20 protein-coding genes are annotated in these 22,614 nt (G+C 71.0%); 10 read left to right on the plus strand and 10 right to left on the minus strand.

Going from position 1 to position 22,614, the window contains the following annotated elements:
* Window positions 1-10 precede the first annotated feature (10 nt).
* The gene (locus VGZ32_RS00495) at window positions 11-655 is read right to left on the minus strand and encodes a GNAT family N-acetyltransferase (protein WP_326883725.1); all 645 of its coding nucleotides are present in this window, start codon (window positions 653-655) and stop codon (window positions 11-13) included.
* Between the two features lie 133 nt (window positions 656-788).
* Between VGZ32_RS00495 and VGZ32_RS00500 the strand changes: the two genes are divergently transcribed.
* Window positions 789-1,502 (plus strand): hypothetical protein, encoded by a 714-nt coding sequence (locus tag VGZ32_RS00500; RefSeq protein WP_326883726.1) that lies wholly within the window; start codon window positions 789-791, stop codon window positions 1,500-1,502.
* Between the two features lie 8 nt (window positions 1,503-1,510).
* Here VGZ32_RS00500 and VGZ32_RS00505 read toward each other — a convergent pair whose 3' ends face one another.
* Complete coding sequence (locus tag VGZ32_RS00505) at window positions 1,511-2,176, minus strand: 4'-phosphopantetheinyl transferase family protein (RefSeq protein ID WP_326883727.1); 666 nt, start codon at window positions 2,174-2,176, stop codon at window positions 1,511-1,513.
* Between the two features lie 302 nt (window positions 2,177-2,478).
* On the opposite strand from VGZ32_RS00505, the gene VGZ32_RS00510 reads away from it, so the two are divergent.
* A complete protein-coding gene (locus tag VGZ32_RS00510; RefSeq protein ID WP_349263432.1) occupies window positions 2,479-4,128 on the plus strand; it encodes an FAD-binding dehydrogenase in 1,650 nt (549 codons plus the stop codon).
* A gap of 82 nt (window positions 4,129-4,210) precedes the next feature.
* Here the strand turns inward: VGZ32_RS00510 and VGZ32_RS00515 are convergent, their stop codons facing one another.
* Window positions 4,211-5,122 carry a metal-dependent hydrolase gene (locus VGZ32_RS00515; RefSeq protein WP_326883729.1) on the minus strand — a complete coding sequence of 304 codons (912 nt, stop codon included), beginning with the start codon at window positions 5,120-5,122 and terminating at the stop codon, window positions 4,211-4,213.
* Between the two features lie 182 nt (window positions 5,123-5,304).
* Window positions 5,305-6,555 carry a cytochrome P450 gene (locus VGZ32_RS00520; protein ID WP_326883730.1) on the minus strand — a complete coding sequence of 417 codons (1,251 nt, stop codon included), beginning with the start codon at window positions 6,553-6,555 and terminating at the stop codon, window positions 5,305-5,307.
* An 833-nt stretch (window positions 6,556-7,388) separates the two neighbouring features.
* Between VGZ32_RS00520 and VGZ32_RS00525 the strand changes: the two genes are divergently transcribed.
* From VGZ32_RS00525 to VGZ32_RS00545, 5 genes are all read left to right on the plus strand, one after another.
* Complete coding sequence (locus VGZ32_RS00525; RefSeq protein ID WP_326883731.1) at window positions 7,389-8,621, plus strand: HNH endonuclease signature motif containing protein; 1,233 nt, start codon at window positions 7,389-7,391, stop codon at window positions 8,619-8,621.
* Window positions 8,622-8,806: 185 nt separating this feature from the next.
* Window positions 8,807-9,343 carry an NUDIX hydrolase gene (locus VGZ32_RS00530; RefSeq protein ID WP_326883732.1) on the plus strand — a complete coding sequence of 179 codons (537 nt, stop codon included), beginning with the start codon at window positions 8,807-8,809 and terminating at the stop codon, window positions 9,341-9,343.
* A 53-nt stretch (window positions 9,344-9,396) separates the two neighbouring features.
* Window positions 9,397-10,167, plus strand: coding sequence for a 5-oxoprolinase subunit PxpA (locus VGZ32_RS00535; RefSeq protein WP_326883733.1), 771 nt, complete (start codon window positions 9,397-9,399; stop codon window positions 10,165-10,167).
* A gap of 13 nt (window positions 10,168-10,180) precedes the next feature.
* Entirely contained in the window at window positions 10,181-10,801 is a 621-nt protein-coding gene (locus VGZ32_RS00540) for an allophanate hydrolase subunit 1 (RefSeq protein WP_326883734.1), read from the plus strand.
* The gene (locus VGZ32_RS00545; protein WP_326883735.1) at window positions 10,798-11,709 is read left to right on the plus strand and encodes a biotin-dependent carboxyltransferase family protein; all 912 of its coding nucleotides are present in this window, start codon (window positions 10,798-10,800) and stop codon (window positions 11,707-11,709) included. The genes VGZ32_RS00540 and VGZ32_RS00545 overlap by 4 nt, the downstream gene beginning before the upstream one ends.
* A gap of 76 nt (window positions 11,710-11,785) precedes the next feature.
* Here VGZ32_RS00545 and galK read toward each other — a convergent pair whose 3' ends face one another.
* From galK to galT, 3 genes are read right to left on the minus strand one after another with little or no spacing between them, the layout of a single operon-like run.
* Window positions 11,786-12,955, minus strand: a complete 1,170-nt coding sequence (galK, locus tag VGZ32_RS00550; protein WP_326883736.1) for a galactokinase — start codon at window positions 12,953-12,955, stop codon at window positions 11,786-11,788.
* A 43-nt stretch (window positions 12,956-12,998) separates the two neighbouring features.
* Window positions 12,999-14,003 (minus strand): UDP-glucose 4-epimerase GalE, encoded by a 1,005-nt coding sequence (galE, locus tag VGZ32_RS00555; RefSeq protein WP_326883737.1) that lies wholly within the window; start codon window positions 14,001-14,003, stop codon window positions 12,999-13,001.
* Window positions 14,004-14,020: 17 nt separating this feature from the next.
* Window positions 14,021-15,115, minus strand: a complete 1,095-nt coding sequence (gene galT, locus VGZ32_RS00560) for a galactose-1-phosphate uridylyltransferase (RefSeq protein ID WP_349263433.1) — start codon at window positions 15,113-15,115, stop codon at window positions 14,021-14,023.
* Between the two features lie 329 nt (window positions 15,116-15,444).
* Between galT and VGZ32_RS00565 the strand changes: the two genes are divergently transcribed.
* Window positions 15,445-16,260 carry a DeoR/GlpR family DNA-binding transcription regulator gene (locus tag VGZ32_RS00565; RefSeq protein WP_326883739.1) on the plus strand — a complete coding sequence of 272 codons (816 nt, stop codon included), beginning with the start codon at window positions 15,445-15,447 and terminating at the stop codon, window positions 16,258-16,260.
* A 146-nt stretch (window positions 16,261-16,406) separates the two neighbouring features.
* A complete protein-coding gene (locus tag VGZ32_RS00570; RefSeq protein WP_414642435.1) occupies window positions 16,407-17,450 on the plus strand; it encodes a LacI family DNA-binding transcriptional regulator in 1,044 nt (347 codons plus the stop codon).
* Between the two features lie 26 nt (window positions 17,451-17,476).
* Here VGZ32_RS00570 and VGZ32_RS00575 read toward each other — a convergent pair whose 3' ends face one another.
* From VGZ32_RS00575 to VGZ32_RS00585, 3 genes are all read right to left on the minus strand, one after another.
* Window positions 17,477-18,433 (minus strand): carbohydrate ABC transporter permease, encoded by a 957-nt coding sequence (locus VGZ32_RS00575; protein ID WP_326883741.1) that lies wholly within the window; start codon window positions 18,431-18,433, stop codon window positions 17,477-17,479.
* Window positions 18,430-19,461, minus strand: a complete 1,032-nt coding sequence (locus VGZ32_RS00580; protein WP_326883742.1) for a sugar ABC transporter permease — start codon at window positions 19,459-19,461, stop codon at window positions 18,430-18,432. The genes VGZ32_RS00575 and VGZ32_RS00580 overlap by 4 nt, the downstream gene beginning before the upstream one ends.
* A 127-nt stretch (window positions 19,462-19,588) precedes the next feature.
* On the minus strand, window positions 19,589-20,953 hold the full coding sequence (locus tag VGZ32_RS00585) for a carbohydrate ABC transporter substrate-binding protein (RefSeq protein WP_326883743.1): 1,365 nt from the start codon (window positions 20,951-20,953) through the stop codon (window positions 19,589-19,591).
* A gap of 554 nt (window positions 20,954-21,507) precedes the next feature.
* Between VGZ32_RS00585 and VGZ32_RS00590 the strand changes: the two genes are divergently transcribed.
* Window positions 21,508-22,614: glycosyltransferase family 39 protein (locus VGZ32_RS00590; RefSeq protein WP_326883744.1), on the plus strand; the 1,107-nt coding region annotated here is incomplete at its 3' end.

Here is a 22,614-nt window from a genome sequence, read left to right on the forward strand (position 1 = left end):
CCTCTCCGATTCAGAGCGGCTCGCTGGTCGAGCGCCCCAGGTGGGTCAACGGTCCCGCGTTCGCGACCGGGATGACGTGGAAACCAAGGCGGTCGTAGAACGCGCGTGCCGCGGTGTTGGCCGTGAGCATCCCGAGGAACACGCGGGGCGCGCCCGCCTCGTGCAGCGCGGTGAGCTGAGCTCGCATGAGTCCCCGTCCATAACCTCTGCCCTGGTACTCGGGGAGGATGTCGATGTGCAGGTGGGCGGGGTAGTCGGCGAGATCCGGGTTGATCATGCCCTCGGGGTTGTGCAGGAGGTTCGCCATGACCTCGTCGTGACTGGTCGGCTCGTCCGTCGGCCGGGGGTGGCGTTCGGCGACCAGGGGAAGCCATCGCTCACGGAACTCCTTGGCGAAACGCACGGTGTCGGAGGTCCCGACCACGTAGCCGACCGCGCGTTCGCCGTTGTCGAGAACAAAGGCGAGGTGGGGCTCGAGGGCGGTGAAGGGCGCGGCGAAGATGTCCGGCAGCAGCTCCTGGTCCTGGTAGAAGCCGCGGGCGTCCCCGCCGAACCACCCGGTGCGCATGCAGATGTCGAACATGGCGTCCCGGTCCGACTCCCGGTACAGCCGGATCACCGGGGTGCCGCCGTCCCCGTTGCTTGCCGCATCCATCGGTGAGAACCCTTCCCGTGAGCACTTGGAGAGCGCTCTATCGAAGATTACCGGGGTCGCGTGTCGCGTGCCTCTGGATTTCGGTGCGTGGATCTTCGGTGAACCGGTCCGGGCGCCATAACGTGTCGAGGACGTGACCGCTCAAATCGTGCGCACGCCACGCCCTCCACGTCGTCGCCCCAGGACCGTGCTGGCGGTCGCCCTCGCCGCGGCCAGCGCGCTTCTCGCCGCTTCCTGCGCGACCTCGGCCGTGCCCGCCGGCTCATCGACCGCCGCCCCGATGGCCGGGTCCGCCGCCATGGCCTCCAAGACGTCCGGGGTGTGCGCGGGCGACACGGTGGTCGCCACGTATCAGACCGCTTATGACGGCGCCCTGCCGCTGTGCCGCGGCTTCGCCGGGGACGCCGGCCACCCGGGCGAAGGGCTCGCCGGTGCCGAGACGAGCCAGTCGGTGACCAAGGTCGTGTCGTGGATGTTGTTGCACGCGCGGGCGATCTACAGCTTCCAGCCCACTGACACCTGGTTGGCCACCCTCCCGCATCCCCGCGACGTCAACGGGTACTTCCACCGCCAGACCAATCCCGCGCCGGGCGACACGAAGCTGCGTGCCTACAAGGACTTCCTGACCCCGGCGCCCGGGAAGCCGGGCAACGAACAGAACTACGCCCTGGTCTCGGTGATCGTGTCTCCTGCCGGTCAGGCCAGCACGGCGCGGAATGTGGTCGAGGGCGGCGTCTGGTTCGTCGGGTGCCTTGTGTACCACTCCGACAATCACGAGTACTTGGAGCCGTGCCCGACGTGGGTCTGGACGCTGCCGGTGGTGCCCGCGGTCAACAAGCGGCTCTAGGGGGCTGGCTACGCCGCGGCCTCGACTGCTGGGACGGAGACCGCGGCGAAGACGAACCCTTCCTCGACCTTCCACCGCCCCGCGAACCCGGTCAGCCGCGTTCCGGCGAGGACCGGCCCGGGCACGAGCAGCCGCGCGAAGAACGTGCCGGGCGTGAACCTGATCGAGGCCTCCTCGAAGTCCAGCCACGCTCCGGTCAGCGGGTACCAGGCCTTGTACACCGCCTCCTTCGCGCTGAACAGCAGGCGGTCCCAGTAGACCGCCGGCGTTCCCACCGCCAGGTCCTCGAGGTGGCGCAGCTCGTCCGGCAGGCCCACCATGGCGAGTATCTCGGCGGGCAGCGGCTCGTGCGGCTCGGCGTCCATTCCAAGCGTTGCGAGGTCGGTGGCCTGCGCGACCGCCGCCGCACGATAACCGTGGGTGTGCGTCATGCTCCCGACGATGCCCTCCGGCCACCGCGGCGCGCCGTGCTCGTCGGACAAGATCGGCGCGGGCGGGACTCCGAGCTGGGCCAAGGCGCGCCGCGCACAGTGCCGCACGGTGGCGAACTCGCGCACCCGCCGGTCCACGGCCAGCTTCACCTGCTCGTGCTCCTGCGGATACAGCGCGGCCTCGGCGGGGTCGCCGAACGCTTCGACCACGGCCGCCGCACCCGGGAGGAGCGTTTCGATCACGCCCGGAAATCTAGCAGCGGATGTTGCCTTTTCGAGATTGGCCGGGGCTTTGGGGCTGCTGTAGATCGTGTGGCGGGGAGAAAAGCGCTCCCTGCCACGCGATCTTTCGCCGCCGCCCCGCCAATCTCGAAGAGTGTGAAGGTCTCCCAAGATTCTCGAGCCGCGCTGCGCCGCGTCTTCGCCCACGTCGCCGACGGCCGCCCCGCCGTTGAGCTGCCCCGCCGTTGAGCTGCCCCGGTAGCCGAATTAAGGTGGGCACACCGGTGCGGTGCGGAGCGGTGCGGAGCGGAGAGGTGCGGACTGTGGACGCGGACGTCATCGTCGTCGGAGCCGGCCTGGCCGGCCTGGTCGCGACCGCGGAGCTGGCCGAGGCCGGCCGCCGGGTGCTCCTGCTCGACCAGGAACCGGAGACCTCGCTCGGCGGTCAGGCGTTCTGGTCCTTCGGCGGACTCTTCCTGATCGACTCGCCCGAGCAGCGGCGGATGGGCGTGCGCGACTCCCGTGACCTGGCCTGGCAGGACTGGCTCGGCAGCGCCGGCTTCGACCGCGAGGAGGACGTCTGGCCGCGCCGCTGGGCCGAGGCGTACGTCGACTTCGCCGCGATGGAGAAGCGCGACTGGCTGCGCTCGCTCGGCATCGGCCTGTTCCCGATCGTCGGGTGGGCCGAGCGCGGCGGCTACCTCGCCGACGGCCACGGCAACTCGGTGCCGCGCTTCCACATTACCTGGGGCACCGGTCCCGGCGTCGTCGCGCCGTTCGAGCAGCGGGTGCGCGCCGCGGTGGCCGACGGCCGGGTGACGTTCGCGTTCCGCCACCGGGTCGACGAGCTGATCACGACCGACGGCGCCGTCGAGGGGGTCCGCGGCGCCGTCCTCGAACCCAGCGACGTCCCGCGCGGCGCGTCCAGTTCGCGCACCGCCGTCGGAGAGTTCGAATTCCGCGCCCAGGCGGTCGTCGTCACCTCGGGCGGGATCGGCGGCAACCACGACCTGGTCCGCGCGAGCTGGCCCAAACGCCTCGGCGAGCCGCCGCGCCACATGCTGTCCGGCGTGCCCGCGCACGTGGACGGCCGGATGCTGGGGATCGCGCAGGAGGCCGGGGCCAATCTGATCAACGGCGACCGGATGTGGCACTACACCGAGGGCATCACCAACTGGAACCCGATCTGGCCGATGCACGGCATCAGGATCCTGCCGGGCCCGTCGCCGCTCTGGTTCGACGCGGTCGGCCGCCGCCTGCCGGTGCCGCTGTTCCCCGGCTTCGACACCCTCGGCACGCTCGAGCACATCATGGGCACCGGCCGCGACCACACCTGGTTCGTCCTCACCCAGAAGATCATCGAGCGCGAATTCGCCCTGTCCGGCTCCGAGCAGAACCCGGACCTGACCAACCGGAGCGTGCGCCAGGTGCTCGGCCGGATCCGGCCCGGCGCGCCCGGCCCGGTGGAGGCGTTCAAGCGCAACGGGGCCGACTTCGTGGTGGCCGACACGCTGCCCGAGCTGATCGCCGGGATGAACCGGCTGACCGAGACCCCGCTGCTCGACCCGGCCGAGGTGGTCCGGCAGGTGATAGCGCGGGACCGGGAGATCGGCAACAAGTACACCAAGGACCTGCAGATCATCGCGTTGCGCGGGGCCCGCGCGTACCGCGGGGACCGGCTGACCCGGGTCGCCACCCCGCACCGGATCCTCGACCCGAAGGCCGGCCCGCTGATCGCCGTCAAGCTCAACATCCTGACGCGCAAGTCGCTCGGCGGCCTGGAGACCGACCTGTCCGGGCGGGTGCTGCGGGTGGACGGCGAGCCGGTGCCCGGCCTCTACGCGGCGGGTGAAGTATCAGGGTTCGGCGGCGGCGGGATGCACGGCTACCGCTCGCTCGAGGGTACGTTCCTCGGCGGGTGCCTGTTCTCCGGGCGCCAAGCCGGACGGGCGATCGCTAAGGCAGTGGCCTGACGCTGACGGTTGACTGGGCGGCGTGAACGCTGTCTGATGCGGCGTGGGTTGCGCGCAGGTCCGGGTCACGCGCAGGTCCGGGTCAATTGCGCTTCGGCACCGTCACGGCCACGAGCTCCGTGTCGTCGTCCGACAGCGACAGTGAGGTGGTCAGCGACGCGAGCGCGCCCAAGCTCGCCACATGCGTCCCGCCGCAGTCGATCGACGCGGTGCCCTCGGGCAGCTCGCACACCCAGCGCCGGCGGGCTGTCAGCTCCGGCCCCGCGGCGTCGATCCGTACCGGCGCGTCCGCCGCGACCCACTCCGCCAAGCGGGCGTTCACCTGCGCGGCCACCTCGGGCAGCGCCTCGCGCAGGCCGTCCGGGTCGAATCCCTTCTTCCGCAGCGACTTTCCGATCCGGTACCGGTCGGTGCTCGCGTGCACGTCCATCCGGGAGTTCTCCATCGCGAGCGCGTCGAAGTCGGGCGAGCCGAACGCGTCCGTGCGCACTTCCCTGCGCCAACGGTTCGCCAGCGCGGCGTTCAGCGCGAGCGCGAGCAGATGGCAGCCGGTGTGCGCGGCGCACAGCGCGGCTCGGCGCTCCCGGTCCACCCGCAGCACGACCGGCCGCCCGACCAGCGATTCCGGATCCGCGACCGCCTCGACCACATGTACCGCCAGCCATTCCCACGATGGATCCCCGCGCCGAACGGGAATGTCGGCGCCCAGGGCTAGCGCGCGGTCGGGACCGATCCCGCCGGTCAGGCAATCGACCACCGGATACCGCCAGCCGCCCCGCTCGCCCGCGTCGACGCCGAATTCCACCGCGCCGAACTCCACTACGCCGGTGTCGCCCGGCTGGTCCGGCCAGCTGTGGTCGAGCGGATGGAAGGGCGTGGTGTCGGTGACGATGCCGACGACCGCATCGGGCAGCGGCAGCGCCGCGACGACGGTCGAACCGCCCTCGGTCGCGCCGCCCGGGAACGTCACCAGGGTGGTGGTCGGAAGAGCCATGCCTCCCAGTCTGGCATTGCCGCGCTTCCGATTCCGGTGCATTCGAAACCCGCGCCCGCGAAGTTGACCCGGGCCGATGCGCGGCCGGCATCAGGCCCCGGTCAACGTCGTAGGACTGTCACACTGTAGAACCGTCACGCCCGGAGAACCGTCACACCCGGAGAACGGTCACACCGCGGCCGTCAGCGGCGCGGGGTGAACCTCAGCGGCAGGGTTTCGAGCGCCCGGATGATCGAGGTCTGCCGGTGCGTCAGCGTCTCGACCGGAACGGCCAGCTCTAGCTCCGGCAGCCGCTTCAGCAGCGTCGCGAAGGCGACTTGCGCCTCCACCCGTGCCAGTGGGGCGCCGAGACAGAAGTGGATCCCGTATCCGAACGCGACGTGGCCGCGCGGCGCCCGGGTCACGTCCAACGTGTCCGCGCCGTTGAACGCGGCGGCGTCCCGGTTCGCCGAGGAGATCGCCACCTGGACGATGCTGCCCGCCGGGATGAACGTGCCGTCGATCTCCGTGTCCTGGGTCGCATATCGATCGGGGGCCCGCTCGACGGGGCTGTCATATCTGAGGAATTCCTCCACCGCCTCGGGGATCAGTTCGGGCCGCTCGCGCAGCAAGCCGTGCTGGTCCGGCCGCTGGAGCAGCGCCAGCAGTCCGTTCCCGACGAGGTTGGCGGTGGTCTCGTGCCCGGCGACGAGCAACAGCAGCGCCGTACCGCGCAGCTCGTCCTCGGTGAGCCGGTCCTCGGCCCGGCTCGACACCAGATCGCTGAGCAGGTCGTCGCCCGGCCGTTCCCGTTTGGCCTGGATCTGCTGCGCCAGGTACGCGGCCAGCGCCGCGGTCGCCTCCACCTGCCGTGGGTCGCCCCAAGGGCGCATGTAGTCGTTCGAGAGGGTGCGGAAGCGGTCCTTGTCCTCGCGCGGCACGCCGAGGAGTTCCGCGATCACGAGCGCGGGCAGCGGGTTGGCGAAGTCGTGCATGAACTCGGTCTCGCCCGTGCCCTCGAACGCTGAGATCAGCTCATCGGCGATCTCCTGCACGCGCGGGCGCAGGGCTTCGCAGCGGCGCGGGGTGAACTCGGCGGCGACCAGCCGGCGCAGCCGGGTGTGGTCGGGCGGGTCGGCCGAAAGCATGTTGTGATTGGCCGCCGCCACGTCGTCGTCCAGCAGGGCGCCCATGCCGGCCGCGACCAGCATGCGCTCGGCGTACCGGGCGTTTCTCGACAGCCGTGGGTCGTTTAACGCGGCCTTCGCGTCCTCGTAGCGGGTGACCACGAAGCGCGTCAAACCATGGCCGTCTATGAGCTGCGGTACCGGGCAGTGGACGCGCAGCCGGGCGTAGTGCGGGTGCGGATCGATGGAGGGGTCTTCCATGAAGTCGGGTTCGGGGTCCGGCTGCTCGAGGGTCGGCGCCAGCGGAGCGTCGGCGGGATCGGGCATGGTGGGTTGCCGCCTTTCCCAGTGTTTTGCGATGGCTCCATCCTGCCGCGTCGCGCGAACGGTGGAAAGTGGCGATAGCGGATAAGGGGACGAAGAGGCGAAAACACGGTATGTCAGTACTCTCGTCACGCACGCGGCCGCCGGTTGCGCGCCCCACTCAACCACCAACCCTAGCCCTCAACCAGCAACCACGAACCAGCGACCACGAACCGGCGACCAGCGACCACGAACCGGCGACCGGCGACCACGAACCAGCAACAACCCGCCGCCCTCCCCTGCCCTTGCCGCCCCGCACTCCGTCCTCGCTGGCGCTCGGCCTCCGCGCTAACGCTTCGCTGCCGCCTGCGGCTGGCCCGGCGTTCGCCGGTACTGTGACCCGCCCACCCAGCCCGCCGCTCCGCGGCCCCATGGGCCGCTACGCGGCGGAAACGCGCCGCCCGACTCCTCGCGTCGGGCCTTGACGGCCCTCCGCTCCGGGGCCGTGCATCGCTGCGTTCCCACGCTCGGGCAGGGCGCATCGTCGCGTACGGGGCCGCCGGTTCCCGGGTGGTACCGAGGCAGCGACGACAGGGGTATGTCAGTGCTCTCGTTACACACGCGGCCGCCGGTCGCGCGCTACACCCTAACCACCAACCCCCCAACCCGCCGCCCTCCCGTCTCAGCGTCTCAGCGTCACCGCTGCGCTCTCGCTCTCTGCCCCGCCGCGCTCGCCTCCTGCTTGTACGACTTATGCGAAACCCTACACTTATATCCACTATATGCAATAGAATCGAGATACGGGATCAGGCCACTGGCCTGGGCGAACAGCCTTTCACGGGATCGGGGTTTGCGAGATGAACACTAGCGATATTGACGCATTGGCGGCCCGCCTCGCGACCGCGCCGCCCCACGGCGGACCGCTGGACGAGGTCGACTTCGCGGCGCTCTCGGCGACGGGACGGATTGACGCGGTGGTCGCCTGCGCCCGGCACCTCGCGCGCGCCCAGGCGCTCATGGTCCGGGCCCTGGGCGCGTTGGACACCGCCCGCGGCGGCGAGCCGGTGGACTGTACCGAGGTGGAGGTCGCCGTCGCGTTGCGCTGGGCCCCGAGTGTGGCGCAATCCCGGCTTGCCGAGGCTGGGGTGCTGACCCGCCTGTTCCCCGAAACCGTCGACGCCGTCGGACGCGGTGAGGCGTACTTCGAGCAGGCCCGCGTCCTGGCTGAGGGGACCGCCACCCTCGACGACCAGACTGCCCGCGAGGTCCAGGCGAGGGTGCTGCCCCTGATGCCGGGGCAAACCGTCGCCTCCACGCGGCGCGCAGTATCGCGGGCGGTGTGCCGCATCGACCCCGACGCCACCGCCGCACGGCATCAGCGAGAGCGCACCCGCCGCTGCGTCCAGGTGCGCCCCGAGCCCGACGGCATGGCCACCCTGGAACTGTACGCACCCGCCGACACCATCGCCGCGATGACGGCCACCCTCACCCGCCTCGCCAGCCAACGACTGGACGGTGATACCCGGACCCTGGACCAGCGCCGCGCCGACACCCTCGCGAATCTGGTCCTGGCCGCCGCCGGTGTCCGCGCCACACGGACATCACAACCCTCAATCCCCGCGCTGGTACACGTCGTCGTGTCCGCCGACACCCTCCTTCGCGGCGGCCACGAACCCGCCGAGCTTTCCGGCCACGGACCCCTCACCCCCGCCCACGCCCGCCAGCTGGCGTTCGCCCCCGGCTCCCAATGGCGCTGGCTGCTCGCCGCCGGCGACGGCACCCTCATCCACGCCTCCCCGAACACCTACACCCCCACCACAGCGGTCGCCCGCTTCGTACGCCTGCGCGACCACACCTGCGCGTTCCCCCACTGCGCCATGCCCGCCACCCGCTGCGACCTGGACCACACCACCCCATTCAACAACGGCGGACCCACCACCCCCGACAACCTGCACCCCCTGTGCCGCCACCACCACCAACTCAAAACCCACAAACAATGGACCACCCACCACGACACCGAGGGGCGCCTCACCTGGACCGCCCCCACCGGACACACCTACACCACCACCCCGCACGCCTACACCACATGATGTCCACCCCACGCGGACATCAGGACGCTGATGGAACGGCCGACGAGATCGGGAAACGCGCCAGCCCGGCCCGATATTTCGCCCGGTCGGGACTCGGTATCCGGTAGCGCCGGGCCAGCGCGTTGCGCCGCGATCGCCAGGCCCCGGTGAACCCTGAGACCGACACCAGAACATATGCTTCGGGTGTGACAGCTGATCACATGCCGGTGACCGCGGACGAGGTGGACGGGCGGCCGGTGCGGCGGACCGCCAGGATCGTGTTGGCCGATCGCGGCGGCGCGATCCTGCTGTTCTGCTACGACGACGACGACTCCGACATCCCCGGCGGCCGCTGGTGGGGGACCCCCGGCGGCGGCGTGGACCCCGGGGAGCCGGTGGTCGAGGCCGCGGTCCGAGAGCTGTTCGAGGAGACCGGGCTGCGGGTCTCGGCGGCCGACCTCGGCGCGCCGGTCGCCTGGGATCAGGGCCCGGCCCGGTTTGGCGGCCAGGCGCAGTGGTACGTCAACTGCTACTACTTCCACCGGGTCGGCGCACTCGAGCTCGACGACTCCGGCTGGGAGGACCTGGAGCGCTCCACGATCGCGGAGTACCGCTGGTGGAGTGTGCCCGAACTGGAGCGCACCACCCAGCGCGTGCACCCGCCCGGGCTCGCCGGGCTGGCCGCGCGGCTGCTCGCGGGCGATCTGCCACCCGAACCGCTGAACCTCTCCCGGCACGGCTGACCGCGCCGCCGCGGGTCGGCCGCCGCGGCGCCTCCACCGGCTATCTTTGCCGCATGACACGCGCACCGGTGTCGATCGACCTCAACGCCGATCTCGGCGAGGGGTTCGGCCGCTGGCGGCTCACCGACGACGAGGGCCTGCTCGCGGTGGTCACGAGCGCGAACGTGGCCTGTGGCTTCCACGCCGGGGACCCTTCGACGATGCGTCGGGTGTGCGCGGTGGCGGCGGCCCGCGGGGTGCGCATCGGCGCCCAGGTGGCGTATCGGGACCTGGCCGGCTTCGGCCGCCGCTCGATGGACGTGCCGCCGCGCGAGCTGGCCGACGAGGTGGCCTACCAGATCGGCGCGCTGCGGGTATTCGCGCAGGCGGCCGGGGCCGAGGTGGCGTACGTCAAACCGCACGGCGCGCTTTACAACCGGATCGTCTGGGACGAGGCCCAGGCCGACGCGGTGGTCGACGGGATCCTGCTGGCCGGCGGCAACCTGCCGGTGCTCGGGCTGCCGGGGTCGGCGGTGCGGCGGGCCGCGGCCGCGGCGCGGCTGGACTTCGTGGCCGAGGCTTTCGCCGACCGGGCCTACCGGGCCGATGGCACGCTCGTCCCGCGCACCGAGGTCAACGCGGTCGTCGACGACGTCGGCGCCGTGGTCGCGCGGGCGGTGGCGATCGCCACCGAGCGCGCTGTGACCGCGGTGTCGGGGGAGCGGGTGTCGATCGACGCGCGATCGCTGTGCCTGCACGGCGACACGCCCGGTGCCGTGGACCTGGTTACCCGCGTGCGTACGGCGCTGCGTGAGTTCGACGTCATCATCGCCCCCTTCGTGTGAGAATCCGGCGCGTATGAGGATTCTGCGTTACGGTGCGCACGCGCTGCTGGTGGAGTGCGCGGACCCGGACGAGGTGGCGGCCCTGCGCGCCGAGCTGCTTAGGCGGCGTGAGCAGGGCTTGCTGCCCGCGTTCGACGACCTGGTCCCGGCCGAGCGGACGGTGCTCATCGACGGGCTCGACGACCCGGCGCCCCTGGCCGGTGAGATCGCCGGATGGGACCTGCCCGACCCGGCCGCCGCCGCGGGCAGCCTCGTCCGGCTCGACGTGCGCTACGACGGCCCCGACCTGGCGGAGGTCGCGCGCGCCTGGCGGATGACGCCCGACGAGGCCGCCGCGCTGCACTCAGGGCTCGAATACCGGGTGGCGTTCTGCGGGTTCGCCCCCGGATTCGCCTACCTGACCGGCCTGCCCCCGCAGTACCACCTGCCGCGCCGCCCCACCCCGCGCACCGCCGTTCCGGCTGGGTCGGTCGCCGTCGCCGGGCCGTACACGGGGGTCTATCCGCGCTTGTCCCCGGGCGGCTGGCACCTGATCGGTACCACCGGCGCGCGGCTGTGGGACCTCAGCCGCAGCGATCCCGCGCTGCTCACCCCCGGCACCCGCGTCGTCTTCACCCCGCAGAGCCGCGGATGACCCCTCGCGCGCGATCCCGCGCGGTCGAGATCGTCCGCGCCGGCCCGCTCACCACGGTCCAGGATCTCGGCCGCCCGGGCTACGCCCACCTCGGCGTGGGACGCAGCGGAGCGCTCGATCAGCCCGCGCACCGCCTGGCGAACCGCCTCGTCGGAAACCCGCCCGCCGCCGCGACGCTCGAGACCACGCTCGGCGGCACCGCGCTGCGTGCGCTCGGCGAACCGGTCGTCGTGGCCGTCTGCGGGGCTGTGGCTGCCGTGCGCGTCAACGGGGCCTCGGTCGCCTGGGCCGCCCCCGTGTACGTGCCGACCGGTGCACTCCTGGAGATTGGACCGGCGGTCCGAGGGGTGCGCAGCTACGTGGCGATCGCGGGCGGGTTCTTGGCCGAACAGATCCTGGGCAGCCGCTCGACCGACCTGCTGTCCGGACTCGGTCCGGCGCCCCTGCGCGACGGGGACGTTCTCGCCGTCGCACAGCCGCCGCAGGTGCCTCCGGCCGCAGACGTGATTCCGGTGTCCGCGCCCGCCGATTCACCGATCGAGCTGGCCGTTCTGCCCGGCCCCCGGGCCGAGCACTTCGGGGCCGAGACGTGGCACACGCTCACCCGCGCGGAGTACCGCGTCAAAGACCAGTCGAACCGCATCGCGCTGCGCCTGGACGGACCAGCGCTCGCCCGGCAGGGCCCCGACTCGATCCCCAGCGAAGGCGCGATCCTCGGCGCCCTTCAGGTCCCGGCCGACGGCCTGCCGATCCTGTTCCTCGCCGACCATCCGCCGACCGGCGGCTACCCGGTGATCGGCGTCATCCCCGGTGAGGCGCTGCATCTCGCGACCCAGGCCGCCCCGAGCACGCGCGTTCGGTTCCGGGCCGCCAACCTCGGCAGCCCGAAAGCCGCCCGCCTCCGATAATCCGACCGCGAACGGGCCAAGACGACCGCCCGTCTTAACGTCCGAATTGGCCGCGCTATGCAAGGGGCTGGTGTGGCTACGCGAAGCGGTGCGCGCCCCGCGCGGCGACCGCTTGGAAGATCTCGGCCTGGGGGAGCGCGGCGAGCACGGCCTCCGAAACCTTGTCCACCCGGTCCTGCGACACCAGCGCGATCGCGCTGCCGCCGAAGCCGCCGCCGGTCATCCGCGCGCCGTGCGCCCCGCCGCGCAGCGCAGCGTCCACCACTGTGTCCAGCTCCGCACAGGAGACCTCGTAGTCGTCCCGCAGCGAGACGTGCGACGCGGTCAGCAGCTCTCCGGCCGCGTTGAGCCGGGGACCGGTCAGCGGGCCGAGATTCAGCAGGTTGACAAAGCGCTCGACCCGGTCGTCCTCGGTCACCACGTGCCGCACCCGGCGGAACGCCTTCTCGTCCAGCTGGGCCCTCGCCTGCGGCAGATCCGCCGAGGTCAGGTCCCGAAGCGCCGCGACCCCCAGCACCTCGGCGGCCTTCTCGCAGGTCGTCCGCCGGTCCTGGTAACCGCTCTCGGCGTTGTCGTGGCTCACCCGGGTGTTGATCACCAGGAGGGTCAGCCCGGCGTCGGCCAGGTCGAACGGATACACGTTGATGCTGAAGGTGCGGGTGTCGATGAACAGCACCGCGCCGTCCGCCCCGAAGGCCGAGGCGAGTTGGTCGAGCGGGCCGCACGGGATGCCGGCGTACGCGTTCTCCGCGTACTGCGCTAGCCGGGCGAGCTCCGCCGGGCTGATGTTCGCCCCCGCCACGCCGGCCAGCGCCAGGCCGGTCGAGCACTCCAACGCCGCCGAAGAGGACAGACCCGAACCCACCGGGACCTCTGACGCGAACGCGATGTCCGCGCCGCCGAAGGTCTGGGGCAGCACACCCGCCCCGCCCAGCGCCCACGCCACGCCCGCCGGGTAGCGCGTCCAGCCTCGCGGGTTGCCTGGGGTCAGCTGATCGAGCGCGATCTCGACGGCGCTTCCCCCGCCCGCCGTCGACACCATCCGCAGCACGCCGTCGCGGCGCGGCGCGGCAGCGGCCACCGTGTACTTGTCGATGGCCATCGGCAGCACGAACCCGGCGTTGTAGTCGGTGTGCTCGCCGATGACGTTCACCCGCCCCGGAGCCGCCCAAAGGCCCGCCGGGGCGCCGCCGTACACGGATTCGAACAGGGCGGCCGCCTGCTGCGCGGTCGGCTCTATCGTCACGTCAGCTGCTCTTTTCCTCAGTGCCCGTTTACTCAGTGCTCGTTTACTCAGCGCCTGCCGCTTCGGCCCGTGCCGCCTGCGCGAACCGCCACGCGTCCTCGATCATCGTCTCCAGCCCGGGCCGGCGCGGCTGCCAGCCGAGCGCCTCGGCCGCCCGCGCCGCACCCGCCACCAGCGAGGCCGGGTCGCCCGGCCGCCGCGCCGCGGCGACCTCCGGGATCTGCTGGCCGGTCACCCGGCGGGCCGCGTCGATGACCTGCCGCACGCTGAAGCCGTTGCCGTTGCCCAGGTTACAGATCAAGTGTTCGCCCGGCGCCGCCGCCCGCAGGGCGAGAAGGTGCGCCTCGGCCAGGTCCGCGACGTGGATGTAGTCGCGCACGCACGTGCCGTCCTCGGTCGGATAGTCGTCCCCGTACACGGCGATGTTCGGCCGATCGCCGAGCGCGGCCTTGAGCACCAGCGGGATCAGATGCGACTCCGGGTCGTGACGCTCGCCCAAGCCCCGGTAGGACCCCGCGACGTTGAAGTAGCGCAGCGAGACCGCGGCCAGGCCGTGCGCGGCGCTCTCGGCGGAGATCATGTGGTCTACCGCGAGCTTGGTCGCCCCGTACGGGCTGGTCGGCGCGGCCGCCGCGGTCTCCGGGATCGGCACCCGCTCCGGCTCGCCGTACACCGCGGCGGTGGAGGAGAACACCAGGCGGCGTACCCCGGCCTCGCGCATCGCGTCGAGCAGCAGGTGCGAGCCGACGACGTTGTTGTTCCAGTACTTCTCCGGCCGCGCGACCGACTCGCCGACCTGGGAGTACGCGGCGAAGTGGAGCACCGCGGCGTAGGAGGGGTCCAGCACCTTCGCGGCGGTCTCGTGTACCCGGCCCTCGACGAATTCGGCGCCCGCGGGCACCCCCCGGCGGTGTCCGGTGGAAAGGTCGTCGAGCACGGTCACCCGGTACCCGGCCTCCAGGAGGTGCGCGGTCACCACGGCGCCGATATAGCCGGCGCCCCCGGTCACCAGCACCCGTGCGCCCGGTTCCCCCGGGTTAGGCTCCACGGCCCTGCCTTCCGCTGTCACGATGACGCAGCCTCTCGAAGTCGCTCCGCCGCCTGTTCCGGCAGCACGTCGTTCATGAAGGCACCCATGCCCGATTCGGTTCCCGCGAGGTGCTTGAGCTTGTCCGCCGTGCGGCGCACGGTGAACAGCTCCAGGTGCAGCGCGAGCTCGTCGCCGCCGGCTACGCCGGGGGCCTGGTGCCAGGCAGCAATGTAGGGGGTTCGAGTTTCCGCTTCGATGAACAGCCGATCAAAACGGCGTAGGAGATCCAGGTACACCGCGGGGAACGTGGCGCGTTGGGCGTCGTCGAGGGACGTGAAGTCGCTTACTCGGCGGTTCGGGTACAGATGCACCTCGTAGGGCCAGCGCGCCGCGAAGGGCACGAAAGCGGTCCACTCCGGCGTTTCCAGCACGACCCGGCCGCCCGCTCGCTCGGCCGCGACGATGTCCTCGAACAGGTTGCGGCCGGTGCGCCTGCGGTGCACGATCGCCGTTTCAAGCGCGCGCGCCGTCTTCGGCGGCACGTAAGGGAACGCATAGATTTGGCCGTGCGGATGCTGGAGGGTCACGCCGATCTCGATGCCGCGGTTCTCGAAGCAGTAGACCTGGCGGATCCCGGGCATCGCGGACAGCTCGGCGGTGCGGTCGGTCCACGCCTCGAGGACCAGGCCGACGCGCGCCTCGCCGAGGTCGGCGAAGGTAGCGTTGTGGTCGGAGGTGAAGCACACGACCTCGCAGCGCCCGCCGCCCGAATGCATGTGGTGTGGAAGCGAACCGACGAGCCTGTCATGGGGGTCCGGTGCGCCGCTGAGAGAGGGGAAGCGGTTCTCGAATGCGACGACCTCGTAGTCCGGCGCGGGGATCTCGCTCTGCCAGCCATCTTTGGAGGGGCAGAGCGGACAGCTGTCGGCCGGAGGGTGGAACGTGCGGCTCTGGCGGTGGGCCGCGACCGCGACCCACTCGCCCAGTACCGGGTCGAGGCGGATCTGGCTCGTCGTGCGCACCGCCTCCAAGGGCCTGGCGTCGGCATACGCGCCGCGGGCCTCGGAGTCGCCCGAGTCGTAGTAGATCAGCTCACGGCCGTCCGCGAGCTGGGTGACCGTCTTCTTCACCGGTAGCGTCTCCATCGCTCAAATTCAAACACGGTTCAACGATAACGCACAAGGCCTAGCATGCATTCCAACGCGCCGTGTCGGAGGCGAACCGGGCCGGTCCCGGCACCGCGACGCGCGTACGCTGCGAGAGGTAAAGCGCGGGTGGGTGGCCGGAATCGATCCGGCGACGATCGCCCCGGGACGGTCGACCCGGTGAGAATCGACCTGTGAAGATTTGACCCGACGAGGAAAATGAAGATCTGATCCGACGAAGAAGACAGCCCCGGCCGCACGTGGCACCCGGGTAGACGGCCGCGCCCCGTGCGCGTCCTGGACGAGGAGCATCGATGGCTCAGGTCGAGACGGACGACGGCCGCGGGCTGCTGGCCGAGCAGCGCCGCGCCGCCATCGCCGCCGAGGTGCGGGCCCGCGGCGGGGTGCGGGTGACGGATCTCGTGGTGCGGTTCGGCGTCTCCGACATGACCGTGCGCCGGGACCTGGACGCGCTGGCCCGCGACGGACTGCTGGAGAAGGTGCACGGCGGCGCGGTCGCGCTCGGCGAGTCCAGCGCGCACGAGCCGGGCTTCGAGGCCAAGCGCACCCTCGAGACCGCCGCCAAGGAGGCGATCGCCCAGGCCGCGGCCGGCCTGGTGCAGGCCGGGGGAGCGGTCGCGCTGTCCGCGGGCACCACGACTTACGCGCTGGCCCGCCGCCTGCTCGACGTCCCGGACCTGACCGTGGTGACCAACTCGATGCGGATCGCCGACCTGTTCGCCCAGCGGGTGCGCCCGCCCGGCACCCGCGGCGGCGCCACCGTGGTGCTCACCGGCGGCATGCGCACGCCGTCGGACGCGCTGGTCGGTCCGGTCGCGGACCAGGCGATCCGGTCGCTCAACTTCGACGTGGCGTTCGTCGGCTGCCACGGCGTGTCGGTCGGCGCCGGGCTGTCCACCCCGAACCTGGCCGAGGCGGAGACGAACCGGGCGCTGATCGCCGCGGCCCGGCGGGTGGTGGCGGTGGCCGACCACAGCAAGTGGGGGCTGGCCGGGCTCGCCACCTTCGCCCCGCTGGAGGCCGTCGACACTTGGGTGACGGACGCGGGTCTGTCCGAGGCGGCGCGGGCGGAGGCGGCCGAGCACGTCCGCCACCTCCTCGTCGCGTAAGCCGTCTGAGTCGCATAAGCCGCATTACGCACGCTTCGTTTGTTCCGCCAGTTCCTCCGGGCCGATCTGTCGGCGGCCGTCACGGAGTGAAAGACTCTGACCACTCAAGAACGCGGTTAGACAGGTCAACGGTGACACAAGGCGGAGTGGTGAGCGGCAACGCTGGCCGGGGCGGGCCGCAGCGGCGGGTGCGTCCCACGATCGAGGATGTAGCGGCAGAGGCGGGGGTTTCGCGGGGCACCGTGTCCCGGGTGCTCAACGGCGGCGTCAATGTCTCGCCGACGGCGCTCGCGGCGGTGAACAACGCGATAAAGCACACCGGGTACGTGGTCAACCACCACGCGCGGTCGCTGGTCACCCAGCGCTCCCAATCCATCGCGTTCATCCTGTCCGAGCCGCAGGAGAAGTTCTTCGAGGACCCGAACTTCCCGATCCTGCTGCGCGGCTGCACCCAGGCGCTCGCCGAGCACGACATGCCCCTGCTGCTGTCGATCGCGGGCGGCGCGGAGGACCGCGGACGTGTTCTGCGCTTCATCGCGGCCGGGCACATCGACGGCGCGCTGCTGGTCTCCACGCACGCGGGCAACCCCGTGGTCGACCAGCTGAGTGAGCTCGGCGTCCCGGCGGTCGCGTGTGGCACGCCGCTCGGGCACGAACACGAACTCGCCTATGTTTCGATCAACGAGGCCGAAGGCGCTCGGCAGGCCACCGCGCACCTGATCGGAATCGGGCGCCGCCGGATCGCCACCTTGACCGGTCCGATGGACACCCCCGGCGGCCGCGACCGGCTGACTGGATACCGCGACGCCCTAGCGAGTGCGCGGCTGCCTCAGGACGCCGACCTCGTCGCACACGGCGACTACACCCAGTTCTCCGGCGAGGCCGCGATGGCCGAGCTGCTGGAGCGCAGGCCCGACCTCGACGCCGTATTCGTGGCCTCGGACCTGATGGCGGTCGGCGCCATGGCCGCGTTGTCCCGCGCCGGGCGCGCCGTGCCGCGGGACGTGGCCGTGGTCGGCTTCGATGACTCGCCCTCCGCGCTGGCCGCCCGGCCGCAGCTGACCACCGTGCGCCAGCCGTGGCCGCGTATCTCCCGGGAGATGGTGCGGCTGCTGCTCGCGCGGCTCGACGGGCAGGAGCCGGAACCGGTCATCCTGCCCACCGAGCTGGTCGTGCGCGCCAGCGCGTGATCCGCGCCGGGCGGCCCCACCGCCGGCTACCCCTTGACGGACCCGGCCAGCAGACCGCGCACGAAGTAGCGCTGAAGCGCGAAGAACACCGCCATCGGCACGATGATCGCGATGAACGCGCCCGCGGTCAGCAGCTGCCACCGGCCGCCGAAGGACCCGGTGAGCTGGGCCAGCCGGGCGGTGATCGGGGCCCGGCCGCTGCCGCCCGCGAAGGTGAGGGCGACCAGCAGGTCGTTCCACACCCACAGGAACTGGAAGATGGCGTACGAGGCCAGCGCGGGCGCGGCCAGCGGGAGCACGATGGTGCGGAACACCCGGAAGTGCGAGGCCCCGTCCACCAGCCCCGCCTCGATCAGGTCGCGCGGGATCTGGGCGATGAAGTTGTGCAGCAGGAAGATCGCCAACGGCAACGCGAACATGGTGTGCGCGGTCCACAGCGGCACGTACGTGTTGCCGAGGTTGAGGTCCGGGAAGATTGTCACACTGCCGATGTGCGCGCCGCCCGAGGAGAGCTGGAGCAGCGGCAGCAGCGCCAACTGCAGCGGCACCACCTGCAGGGCGAAGATGAAGAAGAACAGCGCGTCGCTGCCCTTGAACTTCACCCAGGCGAGAACGTAGGCCGCGGCCGACGCGATCGCCAGCGGGAACAGCGTCGCCGGGACGGTGATCGCCAGGGAGTTGACGAAGTACGGCAGCAACCCGTCGCTGACCCCGAGGCCGGCCCCCGAGAACAGCACCTCGTGGTAGTTCGCGAACGTGAACGAGGGGTGCACGAACACGGTCCACCAGCCGGTCGTCGAGACCACCCCGGCCGGCCGCAGCGAGGTCACCAGCAGCCCGAAGGTCGGCACCGTCCAGAGCAGCGTGAGCAGCACGACCAGCAGCGACGCGATCGGGGAGGAGAAGGACCGGCGCACCGCCTTCGTCGCCGCCGGCCCGCGCAGCACGGTTGAGGGCGCCGCCACCTGTGCAGGAGTGCTCACCTGGTCTCCCTTTCCCGGCGCAGCTGGTGGATGTTGTAGGCGACCAGCGGCAGCACCCCGACGAAGAGGATCACCGCGAGCGCGCTGCCCCGGCCGTAGTTGAACTCCACGAAGGACTGCGAGTACATGTCGTTGGCCAGCACGTCGGTGCCGAAGTTGCCGCCGGTCATGGTGCGGATGATGTCGAACAGCTTCAGCGTGATGATCATGACCGTGGTGAGCACCACGATCAGGGTGTTGCGGATCATCGGCAGGGTGATCCGGAACGCCATCGCCCAGCCGCGGGCGCCGTCCACCTTCGCCGCGTCGATGATGTCTTCGGGGATCGCCTTGATCGCGGCGGAGAGCACCACCATGGCGAAGCCCGTCTGCACCCACACCATGATCACCATGAGCAGGAAGTCGTTCAGCGGGTGGCTCAGGATCCAGTTCGGCGGATTGTGCCAGCCCAGCGCGATGACGGTCTGGCTGAGCAGGCCGTCCTGCGGCAGGCCGGGTCCGCGGTAGTCGTAGACGAACTTCCAGATGATCGACGCGCCGACGAAGGAGATCGCCACCGGCATGAAGATCAGCGACTTGTAGATCGCCTGGTGTCTCATCCGGTCCACCAGCACCGCGATCAGCAGGCCGAGGACCGTCGCGACGATCGGGGCGATCACGATCCAGAGCAGGGTGTTGAACAGTTCCTGCCTGACACCCTGGTTGAGGTTGCCGTTCGTGAACGCCCACTTGAAGTTGGCGACGCCGACGAAGCTCGACGAGTCGTCGCTGCGCAGGCTCAGGTAGATCGTCCGGATCGCCGGGACGACCAGCCCCACCGTGAGCAGGACCAGCGCGGGTCCGAGCAACACGACGATGGCCAGCGGCCGGTTCAGCCGACCGGTCGCCCGCCCGGCCGCGAAGAACACGAGCAGGGCGATGCCGAAGAAGAGGGCCAGGGCCTCGAGGGTCTGGCCGAGCTTCGACCCGGCGTCGCCGAGCGCACCGGCGAGGATCACGGGCTGCGCGTGCGCCACGGCCGCGTTCACCGGGCCGCCTCGCGAAGCCGGGCCGGGCCGCCGCGGCGGTGCGCGGCGAGCCGGCGTCGGGAAACAGGGGGCAGGGAAAGCGGGGGCGCGGCCTCAGCCGCGCCCCCGCGTGCGCTGTCGCTCATCCTCACGAACTCGGCCACGCGCCGTCGACGTCGGCGGTCACCTGCGGGATCGACCAGCCTTCGGCGAACCAGGCGGTGAACGCCTTCCACTCCTCGCCGGAGCCGACCGCCGCGGGCATCATGTCAGAGGCGTCGAACCGGAAGGTGGAGTTCGGGTTGGTCAGGTACTGCGCCGACAGCTTGTCGATCGGGTCGGTGTAAAGACTCTGGTCCACGCCCTGGTTGGCGGAGACCCAGCCCGGCGCGACCTGGATGCGCGAGTCGGCCCAGTCCGCGGTGGACAGGTAGTTCTGCACCGCCTGCACCTCAGGCCGCGAGGAGAACGCAGTCACGAACTCGCCGCCGCCCTCGACCGGGGTCGGGATCGACGGGTCGATCTGCGGCAGGTAGAACGCGAACACGTCGCCATCCGGGCCGACCTTCGTACCGGTGGGCCACTGCGCCTCGTAGAAGGAGGCCTGCTGGAGCATCCAGCACTGGCCGGTCAGGATCGGCTTGCCGGCGTCCTGGAAGGTGGTGGTGGCGATGGACTTCACGTCGCCGAAGCCGGCATTGACCCAGGCCGGGTTCTGCATCCAGCCGGCGACCGTCTGCATGGCCTTCTGCACGGTCGGCGAGGAGAACGGCAGCTTGTGGCTGACCCAGTCGTCGTAGGCGGTGCCGCCGGCCTGGCGCAGCAGAACCTCTTCGACCCAGTCGGTGGCCGGCCAGCCGGTCGCGGTGCCGGAGCCGAGCCCGCCGCACCAGGGCTTGCCCTTGCCGGCCGCGGCGATCTTCGCGGACAGCGACATCAGGTCGTCCCAGGTGGTGGGCACCTGGTAGCCGGCCGCGGCGAAGGCCTTGGGGGAGTACCAGACCAGGGACTTCATGTTCGCGCTCATCGGCGCCGCGTAGAAGGTCCCGTCGACCGACCCGTACTCCTTCCAGGCCGCGCTCCACTTGTTCTCGTTGGCGACCGTCTGGGCCGGGGGCTTGACCACCTTGTGCGTCTTGACCATCTGCTGCAGCAGGCCGGGCTGCGGGATGATCGCGATGTCCGGGGCGGTGCCGCCGGCCACCCGGACGCCGAGCTGCGACTCGAAGTCGTTGGAGCCCTCGTACTTGATGGTGATCCCGGTGCACTTCTCGAAGTCGGCCCAGGACTTCTGCAGGGAGTCCGACTCGGGGCTGATGATGGAGGCGAACATCGAGACCGAGGTTCCCGGGTGCCCGGCGTAGGCCTGATACTTGGCGCAGCTTCCGGTCAGTGTCACGTTCGCGGTCGTACCGCTCGAGTTGGAACTGCAAGCCGCGGCCAGGAGGGAGAACCCGGCGGCCGCCGCCGCGAGCCCCGCCGCCCGGTGCCGTCTGCCAGAGGTGGTGAACATCATCGTTCTTCTTTCCCCTCGCCGATAACGGAGCGCCGCGCCGCGGCGCAACTTGTCACGTCGGTGGAACGGCAATTTCAGATGCAACCCCCCTTAGAGTGCCCAGTCCAGCGTCACTCCCGCATGAACCGCGTAACGATTCGGCCAATCGCACGCCTCTGTCGCCGAGCCGCGACGGGCAAGCGGAGGCAGTGGTGCGGCGAGCCCTCCGGATCTCGCCGCACCCGCCGTCGCCAGCGGGGACGCGTGCGCTGAAGGCTCCGATCACCCTTGACCGGAGCCTTCGCGTAAGGGTCGTCGCGTGCTTCGATCATGTCAAGAGCACGACAGCGCGGCTTCAGGCGCGCACAAGAGCTGCGGAAACCAAGCTTCGAAGACGCGTTAGTCGTGCTTTAACCGGTAAACCGCTCAAGTTGCCCGCCCTGTATGCGCCATTTGGGTGATTAAGCCGACTGCGGCGCGGCCCGGACGTTCGCTCATCCGTACGGCGGATTCGTACCCGGCTCCCATCGCCGACTCATGAAGGTTTCATCGCGGACGCCGATCGTGAAGCCATGACGACGATCCTCGACGACAACACGACGGCTGGCCCCAGCGGGTGGTCGGACCGCTCGGCGCCCGCGCCCCCGGCCGGCGGACCGGCCTCCCGCGCGCGGCGCTTCTGGCGCGGACGGCAGGAGGATCCGGCCTGGGTGCGCAAAGCGGTCATCGCGCTGCTTGCGGGCACCGCCGTGCTCTACCTGTGGAACCTGAGCGAATCCGACTGGGCGAACGCCTTCTACTCGGCCGCGGTCCAAGCCGGGACCGAGAGCTGGAAGGCCTTCTTCTTCGGCTCCTCGGACGCCGCCAACTTCATCACCGTCGACAAGCCTCCGGCGGCCCTGTGGATCATGGACATTTCGGCCCGGATCTTCGGGGTGAACTCCTTCGCGATCCTCTTGCCCCAGGCACTCGAGGGCGTCGCCGCCGTCGGCTTCCTCTACGCCGCCGTACGGCGCACCTCCGGCTACGCGGCGGGCCTCATCGCCGGAGCGGTGCTCGCGCTGACCCCGGTGGCCGCCCTGATGTTCCGGTACGACAACCCGGACGCCCTGCTCACGCTGCTGATGACCGTCGGCGCGTACTGCGTCGTGCGGGCCCTCGAGAAGGCCCGGACCGGGTGGCTCGTGCTCGCAGGCGTCTGCATCGGCTTCGCGTTCCTCACCAAGACCCTCCAGGCTTTCCTAGTCCTCCCGGCCTTCGCGCTCGTCTACCTCATCGCCGCGCCGACTCCGGTACGGCGAAGGCTTAAGCAGATCCTGCTGGCCACGGTGGCGATGGTCGTCGCGGGCGGCTGGTGGGTGGCGATCGTGCAGCTGATCCCGGCGGCGGACCGCCCGTACATCGGCGGCTCGCAGGACAACAGCTTCCTGTCACTGACCTTCGGCTACAACGGCTTCGGCCGGCTCACCGGCAGCGAGACCGGCTCGGTCGGCGGCGGCACCGGCACCAGTCGCTGGGGCGCGACCGGCCTGACCCGTATGTTCGGCACCGACATCGGCTCGCAGATCTCGTGGCTGCTACCCACCGCGCTGATCCTGCTCGGGCTCGGCCTGTGGGCTACCCGCCGGGCCCGGCGCCCCGACCCACAACGAGCAGGCCTACTGCTCTGGGGCGGCTGG

It is taken from the genome of Actinocrinis sp., assembly GCF_035938995.1.
Taxonomy (GTDB): Bacteria; Actinomycetota; Actinomycetes; order Streptomycetales; family Catenulisporaceae; genus DASZGI01.